At 64.3% G+C, this 20,928-nt stretch carries 20 protein-coding genes; 18 read left to right on the forward strand and 2 right to left on the reverse strand.

Annotated features, from left to right (window positions below; all coding sequences use genetic code 11):
* Positions 1-20: 20 nt before the first annotated feature.
* On the reverse strand, positions 21-200 hold the full coding sequence (locus FJ425_RS32015) for a hypothetical protein (protein WP_246673235.1): 180 nt from the start codon (positions 198-200) through the stop codon (positions 21-23).
* Here FJ425_RS32015 and FJ425_RS15200 point away from each other — a divergent pair.
* The 7 genes from FJ425_RS15200 to FJ425_RS15230 all read left to right on the forward strand — a co-directional run bounded on the left by FJ425_RS15200 (position 184) and on the right by FJ425_RS15230 (position 8,347).
* Positions 184-1,386, forward strand: a complete 1,203-nt coding sequence (locus FJ425_RS15200) for a lytic murein transglycosylase (RefSeq protein WP_246673237.1) — start codon at positions 184-186, stop codon at positions 1,384-1,386. The two genes, FJ425_RS32015 and FJ425_RS15200, sit on opposite strands and share 17 nt — an antisense overlap.
* A gap of 268 nt (positions 1,387-1,654) precedes the next feature.
* Entirely contained in the window at positions 1,655-3,292 is a 1,638-nt protein-coding gene (locus tag FJ425_RS15205) for an ABC transporter substrate-binding protein (RefSeq protein WP_140629359.1), read from the forward strand.
* Positions 3,293-3,310: 18 nt separating this feature from the next.
* Positions 3,311-4,378 (forward strand): ABC transporter permease, encoded by a 1,068-nt coding sequence (locus FJ425_RS15210; protein ID WP_140724571.1) that lies wholly within the window; start codon positions 3,311-3,313, stop codon positions 4,376-4,378.
* Positions 4,375-5,295, forward strand: a complete 921-nt coding sequence (gene nikC / locus FJ425_RS15215; protein WP_140724574.1) for a nickel transporter permease — start codon at positions 4,375-4,377, stop codon at positions 5,293-5,295. The genes FJ425_RS15210 and nikC overlap by 4 nt, the downstream gene beginning before the upstream one ends.
* 10 nt (positions 5,296-5,305) lie before the next feature.
* Positions 5,306-6,142 carry an ABC transporter ATP-binding protein gene (locus FJ425_RS15220; protein ID WP_140724577.1) on the forward strand — a complete coding sequence of 279 codons (837 nt, stop codon included), beginning with the start codon at positions 5,306-5,308 and terminating at the stop codon, positions 6,140-6,142.
* The gene (locus tag FJ425_RS15225; RefSeq protein WP_140724580.1) at positions 6,139-6,885 is read left to right on the forward strand and encodes an ABC transporter ATP-binding protein; all 747 of its coding nucleotides are present in this window, start codon (positions 6,139-6,141) and stop codon (positions 6,883-6,885) included. Before FJ425_RS15220 ends, FJ425_RS15225 begins: the two co-directional genes overlap by 4 nt.
* A gap of 184 nt (positions 6,886-7,069) precedes the next feature.
* Complete coding sequence (locus tag FJ425_RS15230) at positions 7,070-8,347, forward strand: 4-aminobutyrate--2-oxoglutarate transaminase (RefSeq protein WP_140724583.1); 1,278 nt, start codon at positions 7,070-7,072, stop codon at positions 8,345-8,347.
* Here the strand turns inward: FJ425_RS15230 and FJ425_RS15235 are convergent.
* A complete protein-coding gene (locus FJ425_RS15235; RefSeq protein WP_140724585.1) occupies positions 8,344-9,591 on the reverse strand; it encodes an FAD-dependent oxidoreductase in 1,248 nt (415 codons plus the stop codon). The genes FJ425_RS15230 and FJ425_RS15235 overlap by 4 nt on opposite strands.
* Before the next feature lie 415 nt (positions 9,592-10,006).
* On the opposite strand from FJ425_RS15235, the gene FJ425_RS15240 reads away from it, so the two are divergent.
* From FJ425_RS15240 to FJ425_RS15290, 11 genes are all read left to right on the forward strand, one after another.
* The gene (locus FJ425_RS15240) at positions 10,007-11,296 is read left to right on the forward strand and encodes an imelysin family protein (RefSeq protein WP_140724588.1); all 1,290 of its coding nucleotides are present in this window, start codon (positions 10,007-10,009) and stop codon (positions 11,294-11,296) included.
* 100 nt (positions 11,297-11,396) lie between these two features.
* Positions 11,397-11,708, forward strand: a complete 312-nt coding sequence (locus tag FJ425_RS15245) for a (2Fe-2S)-binding protein (RefSeq protein WP_140545165.1) — start codon at positions 11,397-11,399, stop codon at positions 11,706-11,708.
* Positions 11,674-12,159 (forward strand): bacterioferritin, encoded by a 486-nt coding sequence (gene bfr, locus FJ425_RS15250; RefSeq protein ID WP_140724591.1) that lies wholly within the window; start codon positions 11,674-11,676, stop codon positions 12,157-12,159. Before FJ425_RS15245 ends, bfr begins: the two co-directional genes overlap by 35 nt.
* A gap of 12 nt (positions 12,160-12,171) precedes the next feature.
* Positions 12,172-13,773 (forward strand): di-heme oxidoredictase family protein, encoded by a 1,602-nt coding sequence (locus FJ425_RS15255; protein WP_140724594.1) that lies wholly within the window; start codon positions 12,172-12,174, stop codon positions 13,771-13,773.
* 32 nt (positions 13,774-13,805) lie between these two features.
* The gene (locus tag FJ425_RS15260) at positions 13,806-14,879 is read left to right on the forward strand and encodes an imelysin family protein (protein WP_246677945.1); all 1,074 of its coding nucleotides are present in this window, start codon (positions 13,806-13,808) and stop codon (positions 14,877-14,879) included.
* A gap of 4 nt (positions 14,880-14,883) precedes the next feature.
* Positions 14,884-15,990: a DUF1513 domain-containing protein gene (locus FJ425_RS15265; RefSeq protein WP_140724597.1), complete on the forward strand. Its 1,107-nt coding sequence runs from the start codon at positions 14,884-14,886 to the stop codon at positions 15,988-15,990.
* Between the two features lie 125 nt (positions 15,991-16,115).
* Positions 16,116-16,871: a tRNA (adenosine(37)-N6)-threonylcarbamoyltransferase complex dimerization subunit type 1 TsaB gene (tsaB, locus tag FJ425_RS15270; RefSeq protein ID WP_140724600.1), complete on the forward strand. Its 756-nt coding sequence runs from the start codon at positions 16,116-16,118 to the stop codon at positions 16,869-16,871.
* Positions 16,871-17,365 (forward strand): ribosomal protein S18-alanine N-acetyltransferase, encoded by a 495-nt coding sequence (gene rimI, locus FJ425_RS15275; protein WP_095765976.1) that lies wholly within the window; start codon positions 16,871-16,873, stop codon positions 17,363-17,365. Before tsaB ends, rimI begins: the two co-directional genes overlap by 1 nt.
* Before the next feature lie 127 nt (positions 17,366-17,492).
* Positions 17,493-18,293, forward strand: coding sequence for a lysophospholipid acyltransferase family protein (locus tag FJ425_RS15280; protein WP_140724603.1), 801 nt, complete (start codon positions 17,493-17,495; stop codon positions 18,291-18,293).
* Between the two features lie 146 nt (positions 18,294-18,439).
* Positions 18,440-19,849 (forward strand): tRNA (N6-isopentenyl adenosine(37)-C2)-methylthiotransferase MiaB, encoded by a 1,410-nt coding sequence (miaB, locus tag FJ425_RS15285; RefSeq protein WP_140724606.1) that lies wholly within the window; start codon positions 18,440-18,442, stop codon positions 19,847-19,849.
* 27 nt (positions 19,850-19,876) lie between these two features.
* Complete coding sequence (locus tag FJ425_RS15290) at positions 19,877-20,926, forward strand: PhoH family protein (RefSeq protein WP_095765973.1); 1,050 nt, start codon at positions 19,877-19,879, stop codon at positions 20,924-20,926.
* The last annotated feature ends 2 nt before the right edge of the window (positions 20,927-20,928 follow it).

Raw genomic sequence — 20,928 nt, forward strand, 5'->3', positions numbered from 1 at the left:
CTCCCCCACGAGGGGGGAGATCAGGCTTCACGCCGGCTTTCGCCAATCTCCAACGTCGCAGGATTGAGCAAGGCGCCGAAGCTGCCAATCTCCCCGCTTGTGGGGGAGATGTCCGGCAGGACAGAGGGGGGCGCGACAGAACGCCAGCCTTCCAGATTGGTCGTCCTTTCCTTTCTGGCGGCGTTGATCGCTCTCTTCATTACCGCCCCCACCCATGCCGCCCCCATCGACGACCAGTTCCAGGCCTGGCTGCAGACCGACCTCTGGCCCGAAGCCAAGTCCAAAGGCATCTCCAAGAAGACCTTCGACGCCGCATTCCTCGGCGTGAAGCCGAACCTGAAACTGCCCGATCTCGTCCTGCCCGGCGAGCAGCCGACGACGCCTGAGAAGCAGCATCAGGCCGAGTTCGGCCCGCCGGCCAACTACTTCGCCGAGAAGGTCGTTCGGGCCGTCACCTCGGGCGGAAAGACGCGCGAGAGCGCCAATGCCCGGACGCTCGGGCTGATCGAGAAGCGCTATGGCGTTCCGGGCGAGATCGTGCTGGCGATCTGGGGCCGCGAAACCGGCTTCGGTGCCGCCAAGATGCCTTACGATGCCTTCGAGGTGCTGGGCACCAAGGCGTTCATGTCGACCAAGAAAGACTTCTTCCGCACCGAGGTGCTGGCGGCGCTCGAAATCGTCGAGCGCGGGCTGGCGCCGGTCAATGCGATGAAGTCGTCCTGGGCCGGCGCGCTCGGCCAGCCGCAATTCATGCCGACCTCGTTCTTGAAGCACGCCGTCGATTTCGACGGCGACGGCCGGCCCGATATATGGAATTCGACGCCCGATGTGCTCGCCTCGATCGCCAACTACCTCGTCCACTATGGCTGGGTGAGGGGGCGCGGCTGGGGGGCCGAGGTGACGGTGCCGGCAAATGTGTCGTGCTCGCTTGAAGGACCCGACCGGGGCAAGAGGATCTCCGATTGGGTGGCGATGGGCATCAGGCGCGTCGACGGCAAGGCGTTTGCGGCGAGCGAATTGAAGGCCGAGGGCTTGCTGCTGATGCCGGCCGGGCGCAGCGGCCCGGCATTCGTCGTGACGCCGAATTTCTATGTGCTGAAGCAATACAACAACAGCGATCTCTACGGCCTGTTCATCGGTCATGCCGCCGATCGCATCGCCAAGGGCGACGCCGCCTTTGTCGGCGGCTGGGGCGCGGTCGGCGATCTCCACCGCTCCGATATCGCCGCCCTGCAGCGGGCGCTTGAAGCCAAGGGTTACGATGTCGGCAGCGCCGACGGCCTGCCCGGCTTCAAGACCCGCCGCTCCATCGGCATCTGGCAGGCAAAGAACGGCAAGCCCGCCACCTGCTTTCCCGATGCGGGCCTGGTCGCGCAGCTGAAATAGCGGCTGCCTCCCAAGGGACGAAGCTGATAACTTTTTGCGGATTGGCGGCTTCAATTAGCCGGCGCATGGGTTGACTCATGCGGCTCGTCCGGTCCCCCGATATGGCGTCTCGCAAAATGTCCGTTGCCGGTTCGAGAACCGCTGAATAGGGTGTTGACCAACTGGACAAAAAACACGACGGTAAGCAGTCAAAGCCGCAGCCGGCCTTGCAAAGAACAATACAGCCCTGAGCCGGGAACTCAGGTCAACAAAACAGGGAACGATCACCATGATGCTGGAAAAGTTTGCTCTCCGCTCGCGCGCCTTGCTTGCGGGCGCCGCGCTGTCCGCGCTGCTCGTCGCGCCCGCTTTCGCGGTCACGCCCGCCGATACGCTGGTCGAGGGCTTTGCCATCGACGACATCATCTCGATGGATCCGGGCGAAGCGTTCGAGCTGTCGACGGCCGAGGTCACCGGCAACACCTATGATCTCCTGGTCCGCCTCGATCTCAGCGACACCTCCAAGGTCAAGCCCGACCTCGCCGAGAGCTGGACCGTTTCCGATGATGGCCTGACTTATACGTTCAAGCTGAAGCCCGGCATGAAATTCGCCTCCGGCAATCCCATCACCGCCGCCGACGTCGCCTACTCCTTCGAACGCGCCATCAAGCTCGACAAGAGCCCGGCCTTCATCATCAACCAGTTCGGCATTACCGGCGACAACGTCACCGAAAAGGCCAAGGCCGTCGACGACACCACCTTCCAGTTCGTCGTCGACAAGGCCTATGCGCCAAGCTTCGTGCTCAACTGCCTGTCGGCCACCGTCGCTTCGGTCGTGGACGCCAAGCTGGTCAAGGAACATGTTGCAGCGGCGACACCGAGTGCCGACTACAAATGGGACAATGACTTCGGCAATGCCTGGCTGAAGACCGGCTATGCCGGCTCCGGTCAGTTCAAGCTGCGCGAATGGCGCGCCAACGAGGCCGTCGTCCTGGAACGCAACGACAACTATAACGGCGAGAAGGCAAAGCTCGCCCGCGTCATCTACCGCAACATGAAGGAAAGCTCGGCGCAACGCCTGGCGCTCGAAGCCGGCGATATCGACGTCGCCCGCAACCTCGAGCCGAACGACCTCGATGCCATCGCCAAGAACGCCGATCTCACCACCACCAGCGCGCCGAAGGGCACGGTCTATTACATCAGCCTCAACCAGAAGAACCCGACCCTCGCCAAACCCGAGGTTCGGCAGGCATTCAAATATCTGGTCGACTACGACGCGCTCAGCACCACCATCCTCAAGGGCATCGGCGAAATCCACCAGTCCTTCCTGCCCAAGGGCGATCTCGGCGCCATCGACGACAACCCGTTCAAGCTCGACGTCGCCAAGGCCAAGGAATTGCTCGCCAAGGCCGGCCTGCCGGACGGCTTCAGCGTCACCATGGACGTGCGCACTGGACAGCCGACCACCGGCATGGCGGAATCGATCCAGCAGACGCTTGGCCAGGCCGGCATCAAGCTGGAGATCATTCCGGGAGACGGTAAGCAGACGTTGACCAAATACCGCGCCCGCAACCATGACATCTACATCGGCAACTGGGGCCAGGACTATTTCGACCCGAACTCCAACGCCCAGACCTTCGCCTCGAATCCCGACAATTCGGATGCCGGCAAGTCCCACACGCTCGCCTGGCGCAATTCGTGGGACATTCCGGATCTGACCAAGGAAACGGAAGCAGCGCTTCTGGAGAAGGACGCCGCCAAGCGCGCCGACATGTACAAGGATCTGCAGAAGAAGATCCTCGACACCAGCCCCTTCGTCATCATCCACCAGCAGCTCGAAGTGGCCGGCTTGCGCAAGAACCTCAAGGGCTTTGCGCTCGGCCCGAGCTTCGACACCAACTTCGTCGGTGCGGTCTCCAAGCAATAGTGTCCTCGGACGCGCCGCGTGAGCGTAGCTGAAAACCAGGCGGCGGCGGGGCGCGGCAGCGTCCGCGCCGTCGCCGTCCTGTCGTCGCTCGGCCGCTTCCTGGTCATAGCGGTGACAACCTATCTCGGCCTGCTCGCGGTGACCTTCTTCATCGGCCGCGTCATCCCGATCGATCCGGTTCTGGCCGTGCTCGGCGACCGCGCCCCTATCGCCGTCGTCGAGCGCACGCGCCGCGAGATGGGCCTCGACCTGCCCTGGATCGAGCAGTTCTATCTCTATGTCAAAAGTGCGCTGAGCGGCGACTTCGGCACGTCGGTGCTGACCACCAATCCGGTGATGACCGATATCCGCCGCGTCTTCCCGGCGACCATCGAGCTCGCGACGCTGGGCACGATCACCGGCGCCGTCATCGGCGTGCCGCTCGGCGTGCTGGCCGCCGTCAAGCGCGGCAGCCTCATCGACCAGATCGCCCGCATCGTCGGCCTCATCGGCTATTCGGTGCCGATCTTCTGGCTGGGTCTGCTCGGGCTGGTGCTGTTCTACGCCAAGCTGCAGTGGATCGCATTTCCGGCGCGGCTCGATGTCGTCTACGAATACACGTTCACGCCGATCACCGGCTTCTACCTGCTCGATGCCGCGATCCAGGGGCAGTGGGACGTCTTCTACGACGCCTGGCGCCACATCGTCCTGCCGGCAGCGCTGCTCGGCTACCTGTCGCTCGCCTATATCAGCCGCATGACGCGTTCCTTCATGCTGAACGAGCTGGCGCAGGAGTATATCGTCGCCGCCCGTGCGAAAGGCCTCTCGGAGACGCGCATAATCTGGGGCCACGCACTGCGCAACGCCGCCGTGCCGATGGTGACGGTGATCGCGCTTTCCTACGCCAACCTCCTCGAAGGCTCGGTGCTGACCGAGACCGTCTTCTCCTGGCCGGGCATCGGCCTCTACATCACCAACTCGCTGCAGAACGCCGACATGAACGCCGTGCTCGGCGGCACCATCGCCATCGGCTCGGTCTTCATCGCCATCAACCTTTTCTCCGATCTGCTCTATCGGCTACTTGATCCAAGGACGAAGACCGGATGAGCGTGGCAACGATCCAATCCCGGCGCGCATGGCTGCTGAGCGACCGGCCTGCCTCGCGCCTGCAGGCGAGGCTCGGCCGCGCTTATGTCGCCTGGCGTCGCTTTTCCGCCAACCGTTTGGCGTTGATCGGCCTGCTGATCATCATCGCGCTGCTGGTGGTCGCCGCCCTTGCCGATGTGCTGGCGCCGTATTCGCCGACCATCGGCGATCTGAAAAATGCCCGACTGCTGGCGCCAAGCGCCGCGCACTGGTTCGGCACCGACGATCTCGGCCGCGACATCTATTCACGCATCGTCTATGGCTCGCGCTGGACGCTTTATGTGGTGATCCTCGTCGCCATCATCGCCGCGCCCATCGGCCTTCTGGTCGGCACGATCGCCGGTTATGCCGGCGGCTGGACCGACACAATCCTGATGCGCATCACCGACATCTTCCTCGCCTTTCCGAAGCTGGTTCTGGCGCTGGCTTTCGTTGCCGCGCTCGGCCCCGGCATCGAGAACGCCGTGCTGGCGATCGCCGTCACCTCATGGCCGCCTTACGCGCGCATCGCCCGCGCCGAGACGCTGACGGTGCGCAATTCCGACTACATCAAGGCGGTGCAACTGATGGGCGCCTCGCCATTCCGCATCGTGCTGCGCCACATCATGCCGCTCTGCATCTCATCGCTGATCATCCGCGTCACGCTCGACATGGCCGGCATCATCCTGACCGCCGCGGGCCTGGGTTTCCTTGGTCTCGGCGCGCAGCCGCCATTGCCCGAGTGGGGCGCGATGATCGCGTCCGGTCGCCGCTTCATCCTCGACCAGTGGTGGGTGGCAGCGGCACCTGGTGCCGCCATCCTCATTGTCAGCCTCGGCTTCAACCTGCTCGGCGACGGCCTGCGCGATGCGCTCGATCCCCGGAGTGGCGACCAATGAGCGGCGACCAATGAGCGACACGCTTCTTGATGTCGACGACTTGCGCATCACCTTCCCGACCCGCACCGGCCTCGTGCAGGCCGTGCGCGGCGTCTCCTTCTCGCTCGGCCGGGAGCGGCTGGGCATCGTCGGCGAAAGCGGCTCCGGCAAGTCGCAGACCGGTCGCGCCATCATGGGGCTGACCCCGCCGCAGGCCGAGGTCTCGGCGAAGAAGCTCGCCTTCGACGGCATGGACTTGCTTTCCATATCGCCGCGTGAGCGCCGGGCGCTGCGGGGAAACCGCATCGCCATGATCCTGCAGGATCCAAAATACTCGCTCGACCCGGTGATGACCATCGGCCGCCAGATCGTCGAGACGCTGCGCACGCATGAGAAGGTCGGAAAGACCGAAGCGCGCGAACGGGCGCTGGCGATGCTGCAGGCGGTGCAGATCCGCGACCCGGCCCGCGTCTTCGACCTTTACCCGCACGAGGTCTCGGGCGGCATGGGCCAGCGCGCCATGATCGCCATGATGCTGGTCACCGGACCCGAATTGATGATCGCCGACGAGCCGACTTCGGCGCTCGACGTCACCGTGCAGCTCGACGTGCTCAATATCCTCGACAAGCTCGTCGCCGAGCGCGGCATGGGGCTGATCTTCATCTCGCACGACCTGCGCCTGGTGTCGTCCTTCTGCGACCGCGTCGTCGTCATGTATGCCGGCAAAGTCGTCGAGCAGATCAAGGCTTCCGAACTGCGCGATGCTCAGCACCCTTACACGCGCGGCCTGCTCAATTGCATGCCGAAGATCGGCTTCGAGCGCCATCCGCTGCCGGTTCTCGACCGCAAGCCGGAGTGGGCGGCATGACGGTTTCCATCACCGTCGAAGGGCTGGAAGTGGTCTTCGACCGGTTTCGCGCGCTGAAGGGCGTCAGCCTCGAACTCAGGGAAGGCGAATCCTACGGCCTCGTCGGCGAAAGCGGTTCCGGCAAGTCGACGCTGCTGAGAGCCATCACCGGCCTCGCGCCGGCTTCTTCCGGCACCATCACCGTCAACGGCAAGACGCTCGGCAAAACCCGCGACAAGGCGTTCTATCGCGAGGTGCAGATGGTCTTTCAGGATCCTTACGGCTCGCTGCATCCGCGCCAGACGGTCGACCGCCTGCTGCAGGAGCCCCTGGCGATCCATGGCATTGCCGAGGGCGAGAAGCGCATCGAGCGCGCGCTGGACGAGGTTGGGCTTGGCAAGGGCTTCCGCTTCCGTTATGCGCACCAGCTCTCCGGCGGCCAGCGCCAGCGCGTCGCGATTGCTCGTGCGTTGATCCTTGAACCTTCGATCCTGCTGCTTGACGAGCCGACTTCGGCGCTCGATGCCTCGGTGCAGGCGGAAGTGCTGAACCTGCTCGAAGAGGTGCGGCGCCGCCGCAAGCTCACCTTCCTGATGGTCAGCCACGACCTCGCCATCATCACCCATATGTGCGAGCGGCTCATGGTGATGCAGAATGGCGAGGCGGTGGAGACGCTGACCGCGAGCCAGCTGATCGGCCATCGCGTCAGCGAGGACTATACGCGCAATCTGTTGAGGGCCAGCGAAGGATTTGTGAGGGTTTAGCTCACAATTGCCAAGCCGCGTCCCTGCCCAGGTGTACCAGGGATGACTTTATCTGGGGCAGGCCCAATTGACTGGATCACGTGCCGACTTGAGCAAAACGTGAAATAAGGTCAGAAGGATTTCAACGGCATCAAACGAGAACGGGCCCAGTCTCGATGAAGGATGGCCCCGATTGAGGGACGATATGAAGAATTCAGCCATTTCCGAACGCAAGAACCAGTCGATCTCGCGCGGCGTCGGCATGACGACGCAGATCTACGCCGATCGCGCCGAGAATTCGGAAATCTGGGACGTCGAGGGCCGCCGCTACATCGACTTCTCGTCCGGCATCGCCGTCGTCAACACCGGCCACCGCCACCCGAAGGTGATCGAGGCGGTCAAGGCGCAGCTCGACCGCTTCACCCACACCTGCCACCAGGTCGTGCCTTATGAGAGCTACGTGCATCTCGCCGAGCGGCTGAACGGCTTGCTGCCGGGCAAGTTCGACAAGAAGACCGTCTTCGTCACCACCGGCGCCGAGGCGGTCGAGAACGCCATCAAGATCGCCCGCAACGCCACCGGCCGTCAGGCGGTCATCGCCTTTTCAGGCGGCTTTCATGGCCGCACCTTCATGGGCATGGCGCTGACCGGCAAGGTCGTGCCCTACAAGGTCGGCTTCGGCGCCATGCCCGCCGATGTCTTCCACGCGCCGTTCCCGGTCGCGCTGCATGGTGTCTCGGTCGCCGATTCGCTTGCCGCGCTCGACAAGCTGTTCAAAGCTGATGTCGATCCGGGCCGCGTTGCCGCCATCATCGTCGAACCGGTTCAGGGCGAGGGCGGCTTCTACCAGGCGCCGCGCGATTTCATGCCAGCACTGCGCAAGATCTGCGACCAGCATGGCATCCTGCTGGTCGCCGACGAAGTGCAGACCGGCTTTGCCCGTACCGGCAGGATGTTCGCCATGGATCATCACGACGTGGCGCCCGATCTCACCACCATGGCCAAGAGCCTCGCCGGCGGCTTCCCGCTGTCGGCCGTCACCGGCCGCGCCGAGATCATGGACGCGCCCGGCCCCGGCGGGCTCGGCGGCACTTATGGCGGCAGCCCGATCGGCGTTGCCGCCGCGCACGCCGTGCTCGACGTCATCGAGGAGGAAAAACTCTGCGACCGCGCCAATGCGCTGGGCGCGCGGCTGAAGCAGCGGCTGGTTTCGATCCGCGAGGACGTGCCGGAGATCGTCGACATCCGCGGTCCGGGCTTCATGAACGCGGTCGAGTTCAACGACGTTAAGAAGGGGCTTCCGTCAGCGGAGTTCGCCAACGCGGTCAGGCTGAAGGCGCTGGACAAGGGCCTCATCCTGCTCACCTGCGGCGTCTACGGCAACGTCATCCGCTTCCTTTCGCCGATCACCATCCAGGACGGCGTCATGACCGAGGCGCTGGATATCCTGGAAACCTCGATCCGCGAGTCGCGGGCCGCTTAACCCGCGGCTCTTGCCGGCTCGCTGAAGGCCGCAAGCGCGGCTTTCAGCGCATCCGGCCCGCCTGCCACCGTTTGCGGCGTCGGCGAGAAGCCGGCGCCGAACATCTTGCGGCCAAGCATGTGGTCGGCCGGGCGGTTGACGGATTCGATACCGAGCAGCCGGTTGCCCGCATAGTGGTAGATCGAGAACCTGTTCTCGGCGAGATCGCCCAGCACTACATGGTGATCGCCGCCTTGGGTCAGGCCCACCATCTGCAGCTTCATGTCGCCGATATCCGACCAGAACCACGGCACGGCCGAGAAGGGCTCGCCATGGCCGAGGACGGTGCGTGCGGCAAGCCTGGCCTGGTCGGTGGCGTTCTGCACCGATTCCAGCCGCACGTCGCCGCCGGTGAACCAGTGCCGGTAGGAGGCCGCGTCGCCGATGGCGAGGATTTCGGGAACAGAGCTCTGCATATGCTGGTCGACGCGGATGCCGTTGCCGATAGTTAAGCCGGCGGCTTCAGCCAGTCCGACATTGGGCACCACGCCGATGCCGATGATCACCATCTGCGCCGGCAGGCGTTCGCCGCCCGACGTGATCGCGGCCGAGACGCGGCCGCCTTCGCCCTCGAGGCGGGCAATGGTGGTGCCGGTCAGGATGCGCACGCCGATCGCTTCCAGGCGCTGGCGCACATGCGCGGCGATGACCGGCGCCACAGCGCGGCCGAGCAGCCGGTCGACCGCCTCGACGACGGTGACGTTGCGGCCGGCCGCTCTCAGCGTCGCCGCGATCTCCAGCCCGATGAAGCCGCCGCCGAGAATGACCACGTCTTCGGTTTGCGCGCTGAGCTCGCGGATCAGGCGCGCATCGGCCAGCGAGCGCAGGGAGACCACGCCGGCAAGGCTGGCGCCGTCAAGCTTGAGCAGACGCGGCCGCGAGCCGGTCGCGAGCACCAGCCGGTCGAAGGCAAGCGTACCACCGCCTGCGACATTCAGCCGGCCCGCGCCGACATCGATGCTGTCGATGCGCACGCCCGGCCGGTAGTCGATGTTGTTGCCGGTGTAGAAGGCTTCGCCCCGCAGCGGCTGCGGCTTGGCCTCGGCGTCCTTGATGAAGGTCTTGGAGAGCGGCGGCTTGTGATAGGGCAGTTCCTTCTCGTCGCCGACCAAGACGACGGGTCCTTCATAGCCCTCTTCGCGCAGGCTGGCGGCTGCCTGCACGCCGGCATGGCCCGCACCGACAATCACAACCCCGTTCGTCATCGCAATCCTTTTGGTCAACAAATTTAGGCTCTTGCGCCAGGTGGCGATTGTCCGTCACCGCCGCAAGAGCCGCGCACCGGGTCGCACCCAGAACGGCTGTCTGTCAATCGGGCCCAGCGAGGCAGTACCGGGCTTAAAGTTGACATTTGTAGTTTAGAATAATTCTAAACTGTTGTTTCAATTGAATATTTTCTATCGCGCCAGTTGACTCCCAGCCTCTCCGTCGCTTTATGGAGAGCTGCGCGCAAAGCGCATCCCTTTGATGTCTGGGCCTTGAACCCTTTCCATTGGAGGCACGTGGGTGTCTTTTTATCGCGAACCGCGCATCGACGCGGCCACCATTTTTCCCGGCATGCTTATGCCTCGGCGCGGGTGGGCGCCTTTTGTTGAATTTCCAAAGAACTGGAGAAGGATGATGACGGCACGTAATGGCGGCAGGCTGGCTGCGATCTGCGCCACGGCTGCGCTGACGGCGGCGGTGTTCGTGTTGCCGGCGAAAGCCGAGACGGACGCCAAGGCGGTGATCAAGACCTATGCCGACATCGCTTTAGCCAAATACGAGGATTCGCTGACAACCGCTCAGGCGCTGGACAAGGCGGTGGATGCGCTCATTGCCAGCCCCTCGGCCGACACGTTGAACGCCGCGCGCGAGGCCTGGAGGGCGGCGCGCATTCCTTACCAGCAGACCGAAGTCTACCGCTTCGGCAACAAGATCGTCGACGACTGGGAAGGCAAGGTGAATTCCTGGCCGCTGGATGAGGGCCTGATCGACTATGTCGCCAAGAGCTATGGCACCGAATCGGACGAAAACGCGCTCTATACGGCCAACGTTATCGCCAACAAGGAAATCGAGATCAACGGCAAGAAGGCCGATGCCTCGAAGCTGACGCCCGAGTTCCTGTCCGGCACGCTGCAGGAGGCCGGCGGCGTCGAAGCCAATGTCGCGACCGGCTATCACGCCATCGAATTCCTGCTCTGGGGCCAGGACCTGCATGGCACAGGGCCGGGCGCCGGCGAGCGGCCCTTTACCGACTACGACCTCAAGAATTGCAGCAATGGCAATTGCGATCGTCGCGCCGAATATCTGAGATCGGCGACCGATCTTCTGGTGTCAGACCTGCAGGAAATGGTCGGCAACTGGAAGGAAGACGGCGCCGCGCGCAAGAACCTCACCGAGGGCGATGCGAATACCGCCATCTCCACCATCTTCACCGGCATGGGCTCGCTCTCCTATGGCGAGCTTGCCGGCGAGCGCATGAAGCTCGGCCTGTTGCTGCACGACCCGGAAGAGGAGCACGACTGCTTCTCCGACAACACCTCCATCTCGCATCTCTATGACGCGGTCGGCATCCGCGACGCCTACCATGCCAGCTACAAGCGGCTCGACGGCTCCGTGGTCTCGGGTCCGTCGGTGTCCGACATGGTGAAGGCCGCCGATCCGGCGATCGACAAGGAGCTGTCGAGCAAGCTCGACACCACCGTCGCCAAGATGGAGGCCATCCAGGCGCGTGCCCTTGCCGGCGAGGCATATGACCAGCAGATCGCCGAGGGCAACACGGAAGGTAACGCCACGGTGCAGGCGGCGATCGACGCCCTGATCGACCAGACCAAGTCGATCGAGCGCGCCGTGGGCTCGCTCAAGCTGAACGAGATTGCTTTCGAGGGCTCTGACAGCCTCGACGCGCCCGACAAGGTGTTCAAGTAAGATCGGGAATGGTCCCAATAACCGGTCTTTGGACAAGATCGTGCCCAATTGAGAAACCAGCCAAGCGGCGCCGGAAGGCGTCGTCAGCCAGAGCAAGTAGATGCTGATCTGCCATTGCAACATCATCACCGAAAAGGAGATCGAGCAGACGATCGTCGGCCTGCTGGATGAGGATCCGTGGCAGCTGATCGTGCCCGCGAAGGTCTATCATGCGATGCACAAGCGGGGCCGCTGTTGCGGCTGTTTCCCAAATGTGGTGGAAACGATCATTCGGGTCACCGAGAATTACCACGCCCGCTCGGAGACGGAGGGCGCGGACATCGTTTCACACCTGGATCGCGTGCGAGGCTTGCGCGTCCAATACGGGAGCAGAAGCCATGAAAGGCGAACCGCAGGTCATCGAGCGGCTTAATGACGCTCTGTTTCTCGAGCTTGGAGCCGTCAACCAGTACTGGGTGCATTATCGTCTGCTCGAGGATTGGGGCTACACCAAGCTGGCCAAGAAGGAGCGGGCGGAATCGATCGAGGAAATGCATCACGCCGACCGGCTGATCGCGCGCATCATCTTCCTCGAAGGCCATCCCAACCTGCAGTCCGTCGCGCCGTTGCGCATCGGCCAGAACGTCAAGGAGGTGCTCGAATCCGATCTGGCCGGCGAATATGACGCGCGCACCGCCTACAAGCGCTCGCGCGAGATCTGCCAGGACGAAGGCGATTTCGTTTCGATGAAGCTGTTCGAGGATCTTTTGACCGACGAAGAAGGACATATCGATTTCCTGGAAACGCAGCTCGACCTGCTTGCCTCGATCGGTGAGGAAAAATACGGCCAGCTCAATGCCGATTCGGCCAACGAGGCGGGGTAAGGACATGCGGGAATGCGGCGCCCCGTAGACTTTTCGTGCCGCGCGTGGCGGGCCGCAGTCGACGCCCTGCCGCTTCGGAAGACCCCGCGATATCGGATCGGTCGCGGGGCGTCGCTTTTGCTGGCGATCATGCTTTCCGCATCCGCCTTAGCCGATCAGCCCGCCGCTCTGCCGACGAGCCGCACCGACCTGACGCCGAAGGACCAGGCACGGGTTCTGGCGGTCACCAGGCCGACGACCGATTTCACCAGGCCCGAGCCGTTCGAGCTGATGCAGGGTGGCGCCGGCACGTCGCGCAAGGACGTCAACCGCGATGCCTTCTCGCAATCCTCCGCCAATATCACCTTCGAGGAAGAAGGGATCTTCAAGCTCGGCAACGCGCTGTTCCGCAAGAACTGGGTGTCGTCGCCGTCCTCGACCCAGGCTTCGGATGGTCTTGGCCCGCTCTTCAACGAACGCGCCTGCCAGAACTGCCATTTGAAGGATGGCCGCGGCCGTCCGCCGGAAGGCGATGCCGGATCGACATCGATGTTTCTGAGGCTGGCGCGCGACGCCGGCAACGCCGAGGAAAAGACGGCGCTCACCGATCATAAGCTGCTGAACTTTCCCGATCCCGTCTATGGCGCGCAACTACAGGATCTGGCGGTTCCCGGGCTCAGGGGTGAGGGCCGGATGCGCGTCGATTATCAAGAGCAAAAAGTGACGCTCGGCGACGGCGCCGTCGTTTCACTGCGCAAGCCGAGCTATACGATCGAAAATCTCGGCTACGGTCCGCTCGATCCGCGCACCACGCTGTCGCCGCGCCTGACGCCGCCGATGATCGGGCTGGGCCTGATCGAGCAGATCGCGCCGGCCGATATCCTCGTCAACGCCGATCCGGACGATCGCAACAGTGACGGCATTTCGGGCCGGCCGAACATCGTGCGCAACGAGCTGAACGGCCAGGTGATCCTGGGCCGCTTCGGCTGGAAGGCCCAGACCGCGTCGATCCGCCAGCAAGCGGCCGATGCCTTTGCCGGCGACATCGGCATCTCGACGCCCGAAGTGCGGAAACCCTGGGGCGATTGCACCGCGGCGCAGCAGGATTGCCTTGCCATGCCAAACGGGGTGCAGCAACGCCTCGGCACGGCCGAGGCGCCGCCGCCGGTGATGGACCTCGTCGCCTTCTATTCGCAAAATCTGGCCGTGCCGGCGCGGCGCGATATCGGCAAGCCTGATGTGCTTGCCGGCAAAAAGCAGTTCTACGAGATGGGCTGCATTGCCTGCCACACACCGAAATTCGTCACCATGCGCGGCACGCCCAACAAGGCGCAGGCCTTCCAACTGATCTGGCCCTATTCCGACTTCCTGCTGCACGACATGGGTGAGGGCCTCGCCGATGGGCAACGCGTCGGCCAAGCGAGCGGCAGCGAGTGGCGCACCCCGCCGCTCTGGGGTATTGGGCTCACCGCGACGGTCAACGGCAATGCCTTTTACCTGCATGACGGCCGCGCTCGCACACTTGCCGAGGCGATCCTGTGGCATGGCGGCGAGGGCCAGAAGGCGCGCGACCGCTTCGCCGGCGCCGCCGCGGTCGATCGCGAGGCGCTGATCAAATTCCTGGAGTCCCTATGATGATGAAACGCGTCGCTCTGATGTCGAAACGCATGGCCCTTGCTCTTCCGTTCTTTCTGGCCGCCGTTCTTCCGGCATCGGCATCGGCATCGGCCGCGGTCAAGGCTTCCGATGTCATCGGCCGCGCGATCGACGGCTTCGTCCGCCCCGCCTATGCCAGCCTCGACGAGCATGCGGGGGGCCTGACCACGGCGATGCACCAGCTTTGCGAAGCGCCGTCCGGGCAAAATCTCGAAGCGGCGCGCGCGGCGTTTTCCGGCACGGTCGAGGCCTGGTCGGTGGCCGAGATCATCGCCTTCGGACCGATCAAGGAGAACAACCGGCTGGAGCGCATGCTCTATTGGCCGGACCGCAAGAGCATCGGCCTGAGGCAAGTGCAGGCAACGCTCGCATCCAAGGACCCGTCCGCCGCCGATCCGGCGCAACTGGCGCAAAAGAGCGTCGCCATGCAGGGCCTAGGCGCCCTCGAATATGTGCTTTACGGCGACGGCGCCGAAACCCTTGCCGGGAAAGACGATCCCTACCGCTGCGCCTATGGCGCGGGGATTGCCGGCAATATCGAAGCGATGGCAGGCGAGGTGCGTGATGGCTGGCAAAAGCCCGACGGCTTCGCGTCGCTCTGGGCCAATCCGGGGCCGAAGAACCCGCTCTACCGCGATGGCAACGAAGCGGTGACGGAACTGGTCGGCGTCTTCATCAACGAGCTGGACATGATCCGCGACGTGCGGCTCAAGGGCTTTCTCGGCGCGAAACCCGATGCCGACAAGCCGAAGCAGGCGATCTACTGGCGCTCGCAGAACACGACGGCCTCACTGGCCGCAAACCTGTCCGGCATCGACCAGCTGTTCCAGGCCTCCAGGCTCGGCGACGCGCTGCCCGCCGATGCGCAATGGATGGCAGAGTCCATCCACATCCAGCTCAGCAACGGCGTGACAACAGCGAAATCCGTTGCCGGTCCGATCGACAAGGCGCTCGCCGACCGAGCGCTGCGCGACAAGCTCGAGCATTTCGCGCTGATCACCTCCAGCCTGTCGACCTTGATCGGCACCAGGTTGACCGCCGAGTTCGGCCTGACCGCTGGCTTCTCCTCGCTGGATGGGGATTGATGCCGTGAGAGCCGCCCTCATCGACCGCCGCGATTTCCTGCGCGCCGCGGGCGCCGGCTTCGCCGCCGCCATGGCCCCGCGCGCCTGGGCCGACACGCTTGCCGCGGACGCGGTGTTCGCCACGGCTTTCGTCAAGCGCGACGGCAGCTTCGGCGCCGCCGTGCTCTCCGAGTCGGGAAAAATCCTGCACACCGTCGATCTGCCCGACCGCGGCCACGACGTCACTTTCGATCCGGTGTCGAAGCGCTCGGTGGTCTTCGCCCGCCAGCCCGGCACCTTTGCCGTGGTCTTCGACCATGCCGGCCGCGACAAGCCGTTGACCATCGCCAGCATCGCCGGCCGGCATTTCTTCGGCCATGGCGTGTTCTCGCCCGACGGCGCCTTGCTCTATGCTACAGAGAACGACTTCGACAACGCGGCAGGTGTCGTGGGCGTGTACGATGCGCGGGCGAAATTCAATCGCGTCGGCGAGTTCCCGACCTACGGCATGGGCCCGCATGAACTGCTCCTGCTTGGCGATGGCCGCACTTTAGCCATCGCCAATGGCGGCATCGAAACCCATCCCGATTATGGCCGCGCCGAGCTCAACATCGCGACGATGAAACCGTCCTACACGCTGGTCGATCGCGTCACCGGCGACCTCATCGAAAAGCACGAACTGCCGCCGGCGCTGCATCAGCTTTCGATCCGCCACATGGATCGCGACCAAGCGGGCACCGTCTGGTTCGGCTGCCAATATCGCGGGCCGGCGACCGACCGCCCGGCATTGGTCGGCCGCGCCGCGCGCGGCAAGGAGCTCGAGCTCCTGGAGATGCCGCAGGACGTGCTCTCCGGCTTCCGCAATTATATCGGCTCGGTCGCCGCCAATGCCGCGACGGGCGCAGTCGCCGTCACCTCGCCGGAGGGCAATTCGCTGGCGGTCATCGATGCCGCCAGCGGACGCGTGGTCACGACAAGAGCGCTGGTCGAGGTCTGCGGCCTCGCGCCCGACGGCGCCGGTTTCATGGCGACGACCGGCGCCGGCGAGATCGTCGTCGGCGCCGGCGCCACGCGTTCCGAGCCGGACTATGTCTGGGACAACCACATGCTGCGCATTGTCGCGACGGCGTGATCGCCGCGCGCCGAACCGAAGCCGCTTAACATTTCTCCGCCCTGGCCCTTGCGGCGGCGGCCTATGCCGGGCAGAGGGAATTGTGTTTCGATCCAGTTCGTTAACCGGCCTATGAAGCTGCCCCTATGAAGCTGCTTGCCATCGACTGCGCCGCCAATCTCTGCGCCGCCTGCGTCTATGACGCGGGCGCGGGGAAGGAGCTTGGCCGCGAAGTGCGCGACCTCGGCAAGGGGCATGCCGAGCATCTGATGGCCGTCATCGAGACTGCCTTGAAAGCGGGCGGCATCGGCTACCCTGACCTCAACGCCGTCGCCGTCTCGATCGGACCCGGCTCGTTCACCGGCCTGCGCGTCGGCGTCTCGACCGCGCGCGGCCTGGCGCTGGCGTTGAAAATCCCGGCCATCGGCGTGACGACGCTGGAAGCCCTGGCGGCGGAGGGTGCGAAGACTTTTCCCGGGCGCGCGGTGCTTGCCGTGCTCGATGCCGGCCGCGAGGAAATCCACGCGGCGCTCTATGATAAAGCGTTAGCTGAAACTTACGGACCTTCCGTAATCACGCTTTCCGGGGCGGCGACCATGGCCAACGGCGCCGATGCCGTCCTTGTCGGCACCGCCGCGCCGCAGATTGCCGCGGCGGCGGGACGGGCCTTCGACACCGGCCCGGTTGCCGCCACCGCCGACATCGCAACCTATGCCAGGCTGGCCTCGGCCAGAGGGCCGGGCGAAAAACCCAAGCCGCTCTATCTGCGCGGCGCCGACGCCAAGCCGCAGGCGGGCTTCATTCTTCCAAGACAGGACAATGGTCCAAAGGGAGACCGTGATTCCAAGAAGCAGGAGGCGGTTTTGGGGGAAGGTCGTGGTCCAAAAGGAAGCGACGCCTGATGCGCATCCCGTTTTTTCAGCCGCGCCGCAGGGACTATGCGCTGGAGCCGCTGACGGTTGCCGACAGCGCCGCCGTCTCGGAGCTGCATCGAGAGGATTTCGTGCGGCCCTGGACCGACGGCGAGTTCGCAGCACTGCTCGAGCAGGATACGGTGTTCGGCTACGCCGCGCGCGAGACAGGGCAGGGATCGAAACCTCCTGTCGGTTTCGTGCTGGCGCGGCTCGCGGCCGGCGAGGGCGAGATCCTGACCGTGGCCGTCGCCCGCACGCATCGCCGACAGGGCCTTGGCTGGCAATTGATGGATGCGGTGCTGCGCGAGCTTCATGCGCAGCGCGCCGAAGCGCTCTTCCTCGAGGTCGACGAGACCAATGCGCCGGCGATCGCGCTTTATCGCAGGCTCGGCTTCATCCAGGTCGGTCATCGGCCCAACTACTATCGCTCGACCGAGCACGGCCCGACCGGCGCGCTTGTCATGCGCCGCGATCTTCGCTAGCCACAGTCGCGCATGACCCCGAAAATCGGCTCTGATTTTCGGAAAGGATCATGCGCCAAGCGGGAGTGTTACAGCGTCCTTTGCGCGCCCTAAGGCGCGCGGCGCTGTAATGTTGGGGCCGGAGCGAATGATCAAGAAATTGCGGATTTTCCTGGCGCTCTTCTATATCGTCGTCTGTTCGCTGGTGCTGGTGCCGCTGCAGATTCTGTCGATGAAGACGGGGCTGTGGCCCGAAACGTTCATCCTGAAGATCTGGCACGGCATGATCCTCAAGGCGTTGGGCATGCGGGTGCATGTGAAAGGCGCGCTTGCCAGGGAACGTCCAGTGCTGGTGGCGGCCAACCACATTTCCTGGACCGACATCATGGTGCTCGGCTCCTTTGTCGATGTGAAGTTCATCGCCAGGGCCGACGTGGAAGGCTGGCCGATGATCGGCATGCTGTCCAAGCTGCAGCGCACCGTCTACATCGAGCGCGAGCGCAAGCGCACCTCCGGCGACCAGGCGAGCGAGATCGCCAGGCGCATGGCCAAGGGCGATGCCATGGTGCTGTTCGCCGAAGGTTCGACCGGTGACGGCAACCTTGTGCTGCCGTTCAAGAGCACCCTCTTCGGCGCCGCGTCGATGGCGATTTCGGAAGGTGCGGCGGACCAGGTCTTCATCCAGCCCGTGGCGATCGCCTATACGCGCCTGCATGGCATGCCGATGGGCCGCCGCCATCGGCCGATGTCCGCCTGGATCGGTGACCAGGATTTGATGCCGCACCTGAAAACCCTGCTTGCCGAGGGCGCGATCGATGCCGAGGTGCATTTCGGCGAGCCGGTGCCGTTCTCCAAGGGCTCGAACCGCAAGGAAACCGCAAGGCTGATGGAAGCCAGGGTGCGCGAGATGATGCAGGCCGTCCTCGCCGACCCGGCCAAGAGCCGGTAGCCGATGCATTTCGCCTAAAGTGCGTAGCGGTTTTGGGATAACGACATACATGGATAGAAAGAGACCTGAAGCGCGTCCTGTCGGGACGACCTGCTTCAGGCAGATTCGTCTGTTTTTTGTCACGGAAAGGCGCTAGAAGCCGCCCGATGGAATTGAACACGATTGAAAGCCAGGACATCGGCGCTGCCGCCGAGCACTCGGCCGGCACGGACCGGACGGCGAAAAAGGTCTTCGTCAAGACCTATGGCTGCCAGATGAATGTCTACGATTCCCAGCGCATGACCGATGCGCTGGCTGCGGACGGCTATATCGCCACCGACGCCGTCGAAGATGCGGATCTGGTGCTGCTCAACACCTGCCATATCCGCGAAAAGGCGGCGGAAAAGGTCTATTCCGAGCTTGGCCGCATTCGCGACATGAAGGCTGAACGCGCCGAGGCCGGCCGCGAATTGCTGATCGGCGTCGCCGGCTGCGTGGCGCAAGCCGAGGGCGCCGAGATTATCCGCCGCTCGCCAGCGGTCGATCTGGTCATCGGCCCGCAGACCTATCACCGGCTGCCCGACGTGCTGGCGAGGGTCCGTGGCGGCGAAAAGATCGTCGAGACCGAATACGCCGTCGAGGACAAGTTCGAGCATCTGCCGCAGCCGAAGCGCGCCGAGCTTGCCAGGCGCGGCGTCACCGCTTTCCTGACGGTGCAGGAAGGTTGCGACAAGTTCTGCACCTTCTGCGTGGTGCCTTACACGCGCGGCTCCGAGGTTTCGCGCCCGGTGGCGCAGATCGTCGCCGAGGCCGAGCGCCTGGCCGAGGCCGGCGTGCGCGAGGTGACCCTGCTCGGCCAGAACGTCAATGCCTGGCACGGTGTCGGCGAAAATGGCGAGGAATGGGGTCTTGGCCGGCTGCTGTTTCGTCTGGCGGAAATCCCCGGCCTGGCGCGGCTGCGCTACACCACCAGCCATCCGCGCGACATGGACGACGAATTGATCGCCGCGCATCGGGACCTGCCGGCGCTGATGCCCTATCTGCATCTGCCGGTACAGTCGGGCTCCGACCGGATTTTGAAGGCGATGAACCGGCGCCATACGGCGCGCGACTATCTGGCGCTCATCGAGCGCATTCGCGCCGCCCGCGCCGATATCGCCATCTCCGGCGACTTCATCGTCGGCTTCCCCGGCGAGACGGATGAGGATTTCGAAGCGACATTGAAATTGGTGCGCGAGGTGAACTATGCCTCGGCCTTCTCTTTCAAATATTCGCCGCGCCCCGGCACACCGGGCGCCGAAATGGATGGCCATGTCTCGGAAGCGGTGAAGGACGAGCGTCTGCAGGCTCTGCAGGCTCTGCTTCTCAGGCAGCAGCAGGATTTCGGCTTGAGCCTGGTCGGCAGGACCATCGGCACGCTGATCGAGAAGCCTGGCCGGCAGGCCGGGCAGAAAGTTGGCCGTTCGCCCTGGCTGCAGCCCGTTATTGTTGACGACAAGGCCGGCGGAATCGGTGACATTATCGACGTACGAATCACAAGGACCGGCTACAATAGCCTGTTCGCCGAACTGGCCTGACGGGCCTCGGCAGATGAGGAGAGACGGTTGAGCGCTGCTGAACTGAAGAATCCGCCCCCGAACCAGGCGTCCGGGGCTTCCGACATGGCGCACATCGTACTGACCTTCGACAACAACAAGCTTGCCAGCGCCCTTTACGGTCAGTTCGACGAGAATTTGGCCCGGCTCGAGCAGAAGCTCGGCGTGGATATCCGTTCGCGCGGCAATCAGCTTGCGATCAAAGGCTCGGCTCCGGCCGCCGAGCAGGCGCGCCGGGCGCTGGATACGCTCTACGGCATCCTGCAGAAGGGCGTCGACATCGGCCAGTCGGATGTCGACGGCGCCGTGCGCATGGCAATTGCCGCCGACGACCAGCTGACGCTGCCCACGTTGGAGCGCAAGGGCAAGGTTTCGGCCGCCCAGATCGCGACGCGCAAGAAGACGATCTATGCCCGATCGCTGACCCAGGACGCCTATATGCGGGCGCTGGAGCGCTCGGAAATGGTCTTCGGCATCGGCCCAGCCGGTACCGGCAAGACCTATCTGGCGGTCGCGCATGCGGCCATGCTGCTCGAACGCGGCATGGTCGAGCGCATCGTGCTGTCACGCCCCGCCGTCGAGGCCGGCGAGCGGCTGGGCTTCCTACCCGGCGACATGAAGGAGAAGGTCGACCCCTATCTCAGACCACTCTATGACGCGCTTTACGACATGATGCCGGCCGACAAGGTCGAGCGGGCGATCGCGGCCGAGGTGATCGAGATCGCGCCCTTGGCCTTCATGCGCGGCCGCACGCTGGCGCATGCGGCGGTGATCCTCGACGAGGCGCAGAACACCACACCGATGCAGATGAAGATGTTCCTGACCCGCCTCGGCGAGAACTCGCGCATGATCGTCACCGGCGATCCAACCCAGATCGACCTGCCGCCCAACACCAAGTCGGGATTGGTCGAGGCGCTGCGCATCCTCGACGGCGTGCCGGGCATCGTCACGGTCCGCTTCAACGAAGGCGACGTGGTGCGCCACCCGCTGGTCGCCGAGATCGTCAAGGCTTATGACCGCGACGGCAAGCTGGCGCGAGGCCTCGGCGCCGAAAGCTGATC

Source organism: Mesorhizobium sp. B2-7-2 (genome assembly GCF_006440775.1).
In the GTDB taxonomy this organism is placed as follows: Bacteria; Pseudomonadota; Alphaproteobacteria; order Rhizobiales; family Rhizobiaceae; genus Mesorhizobium.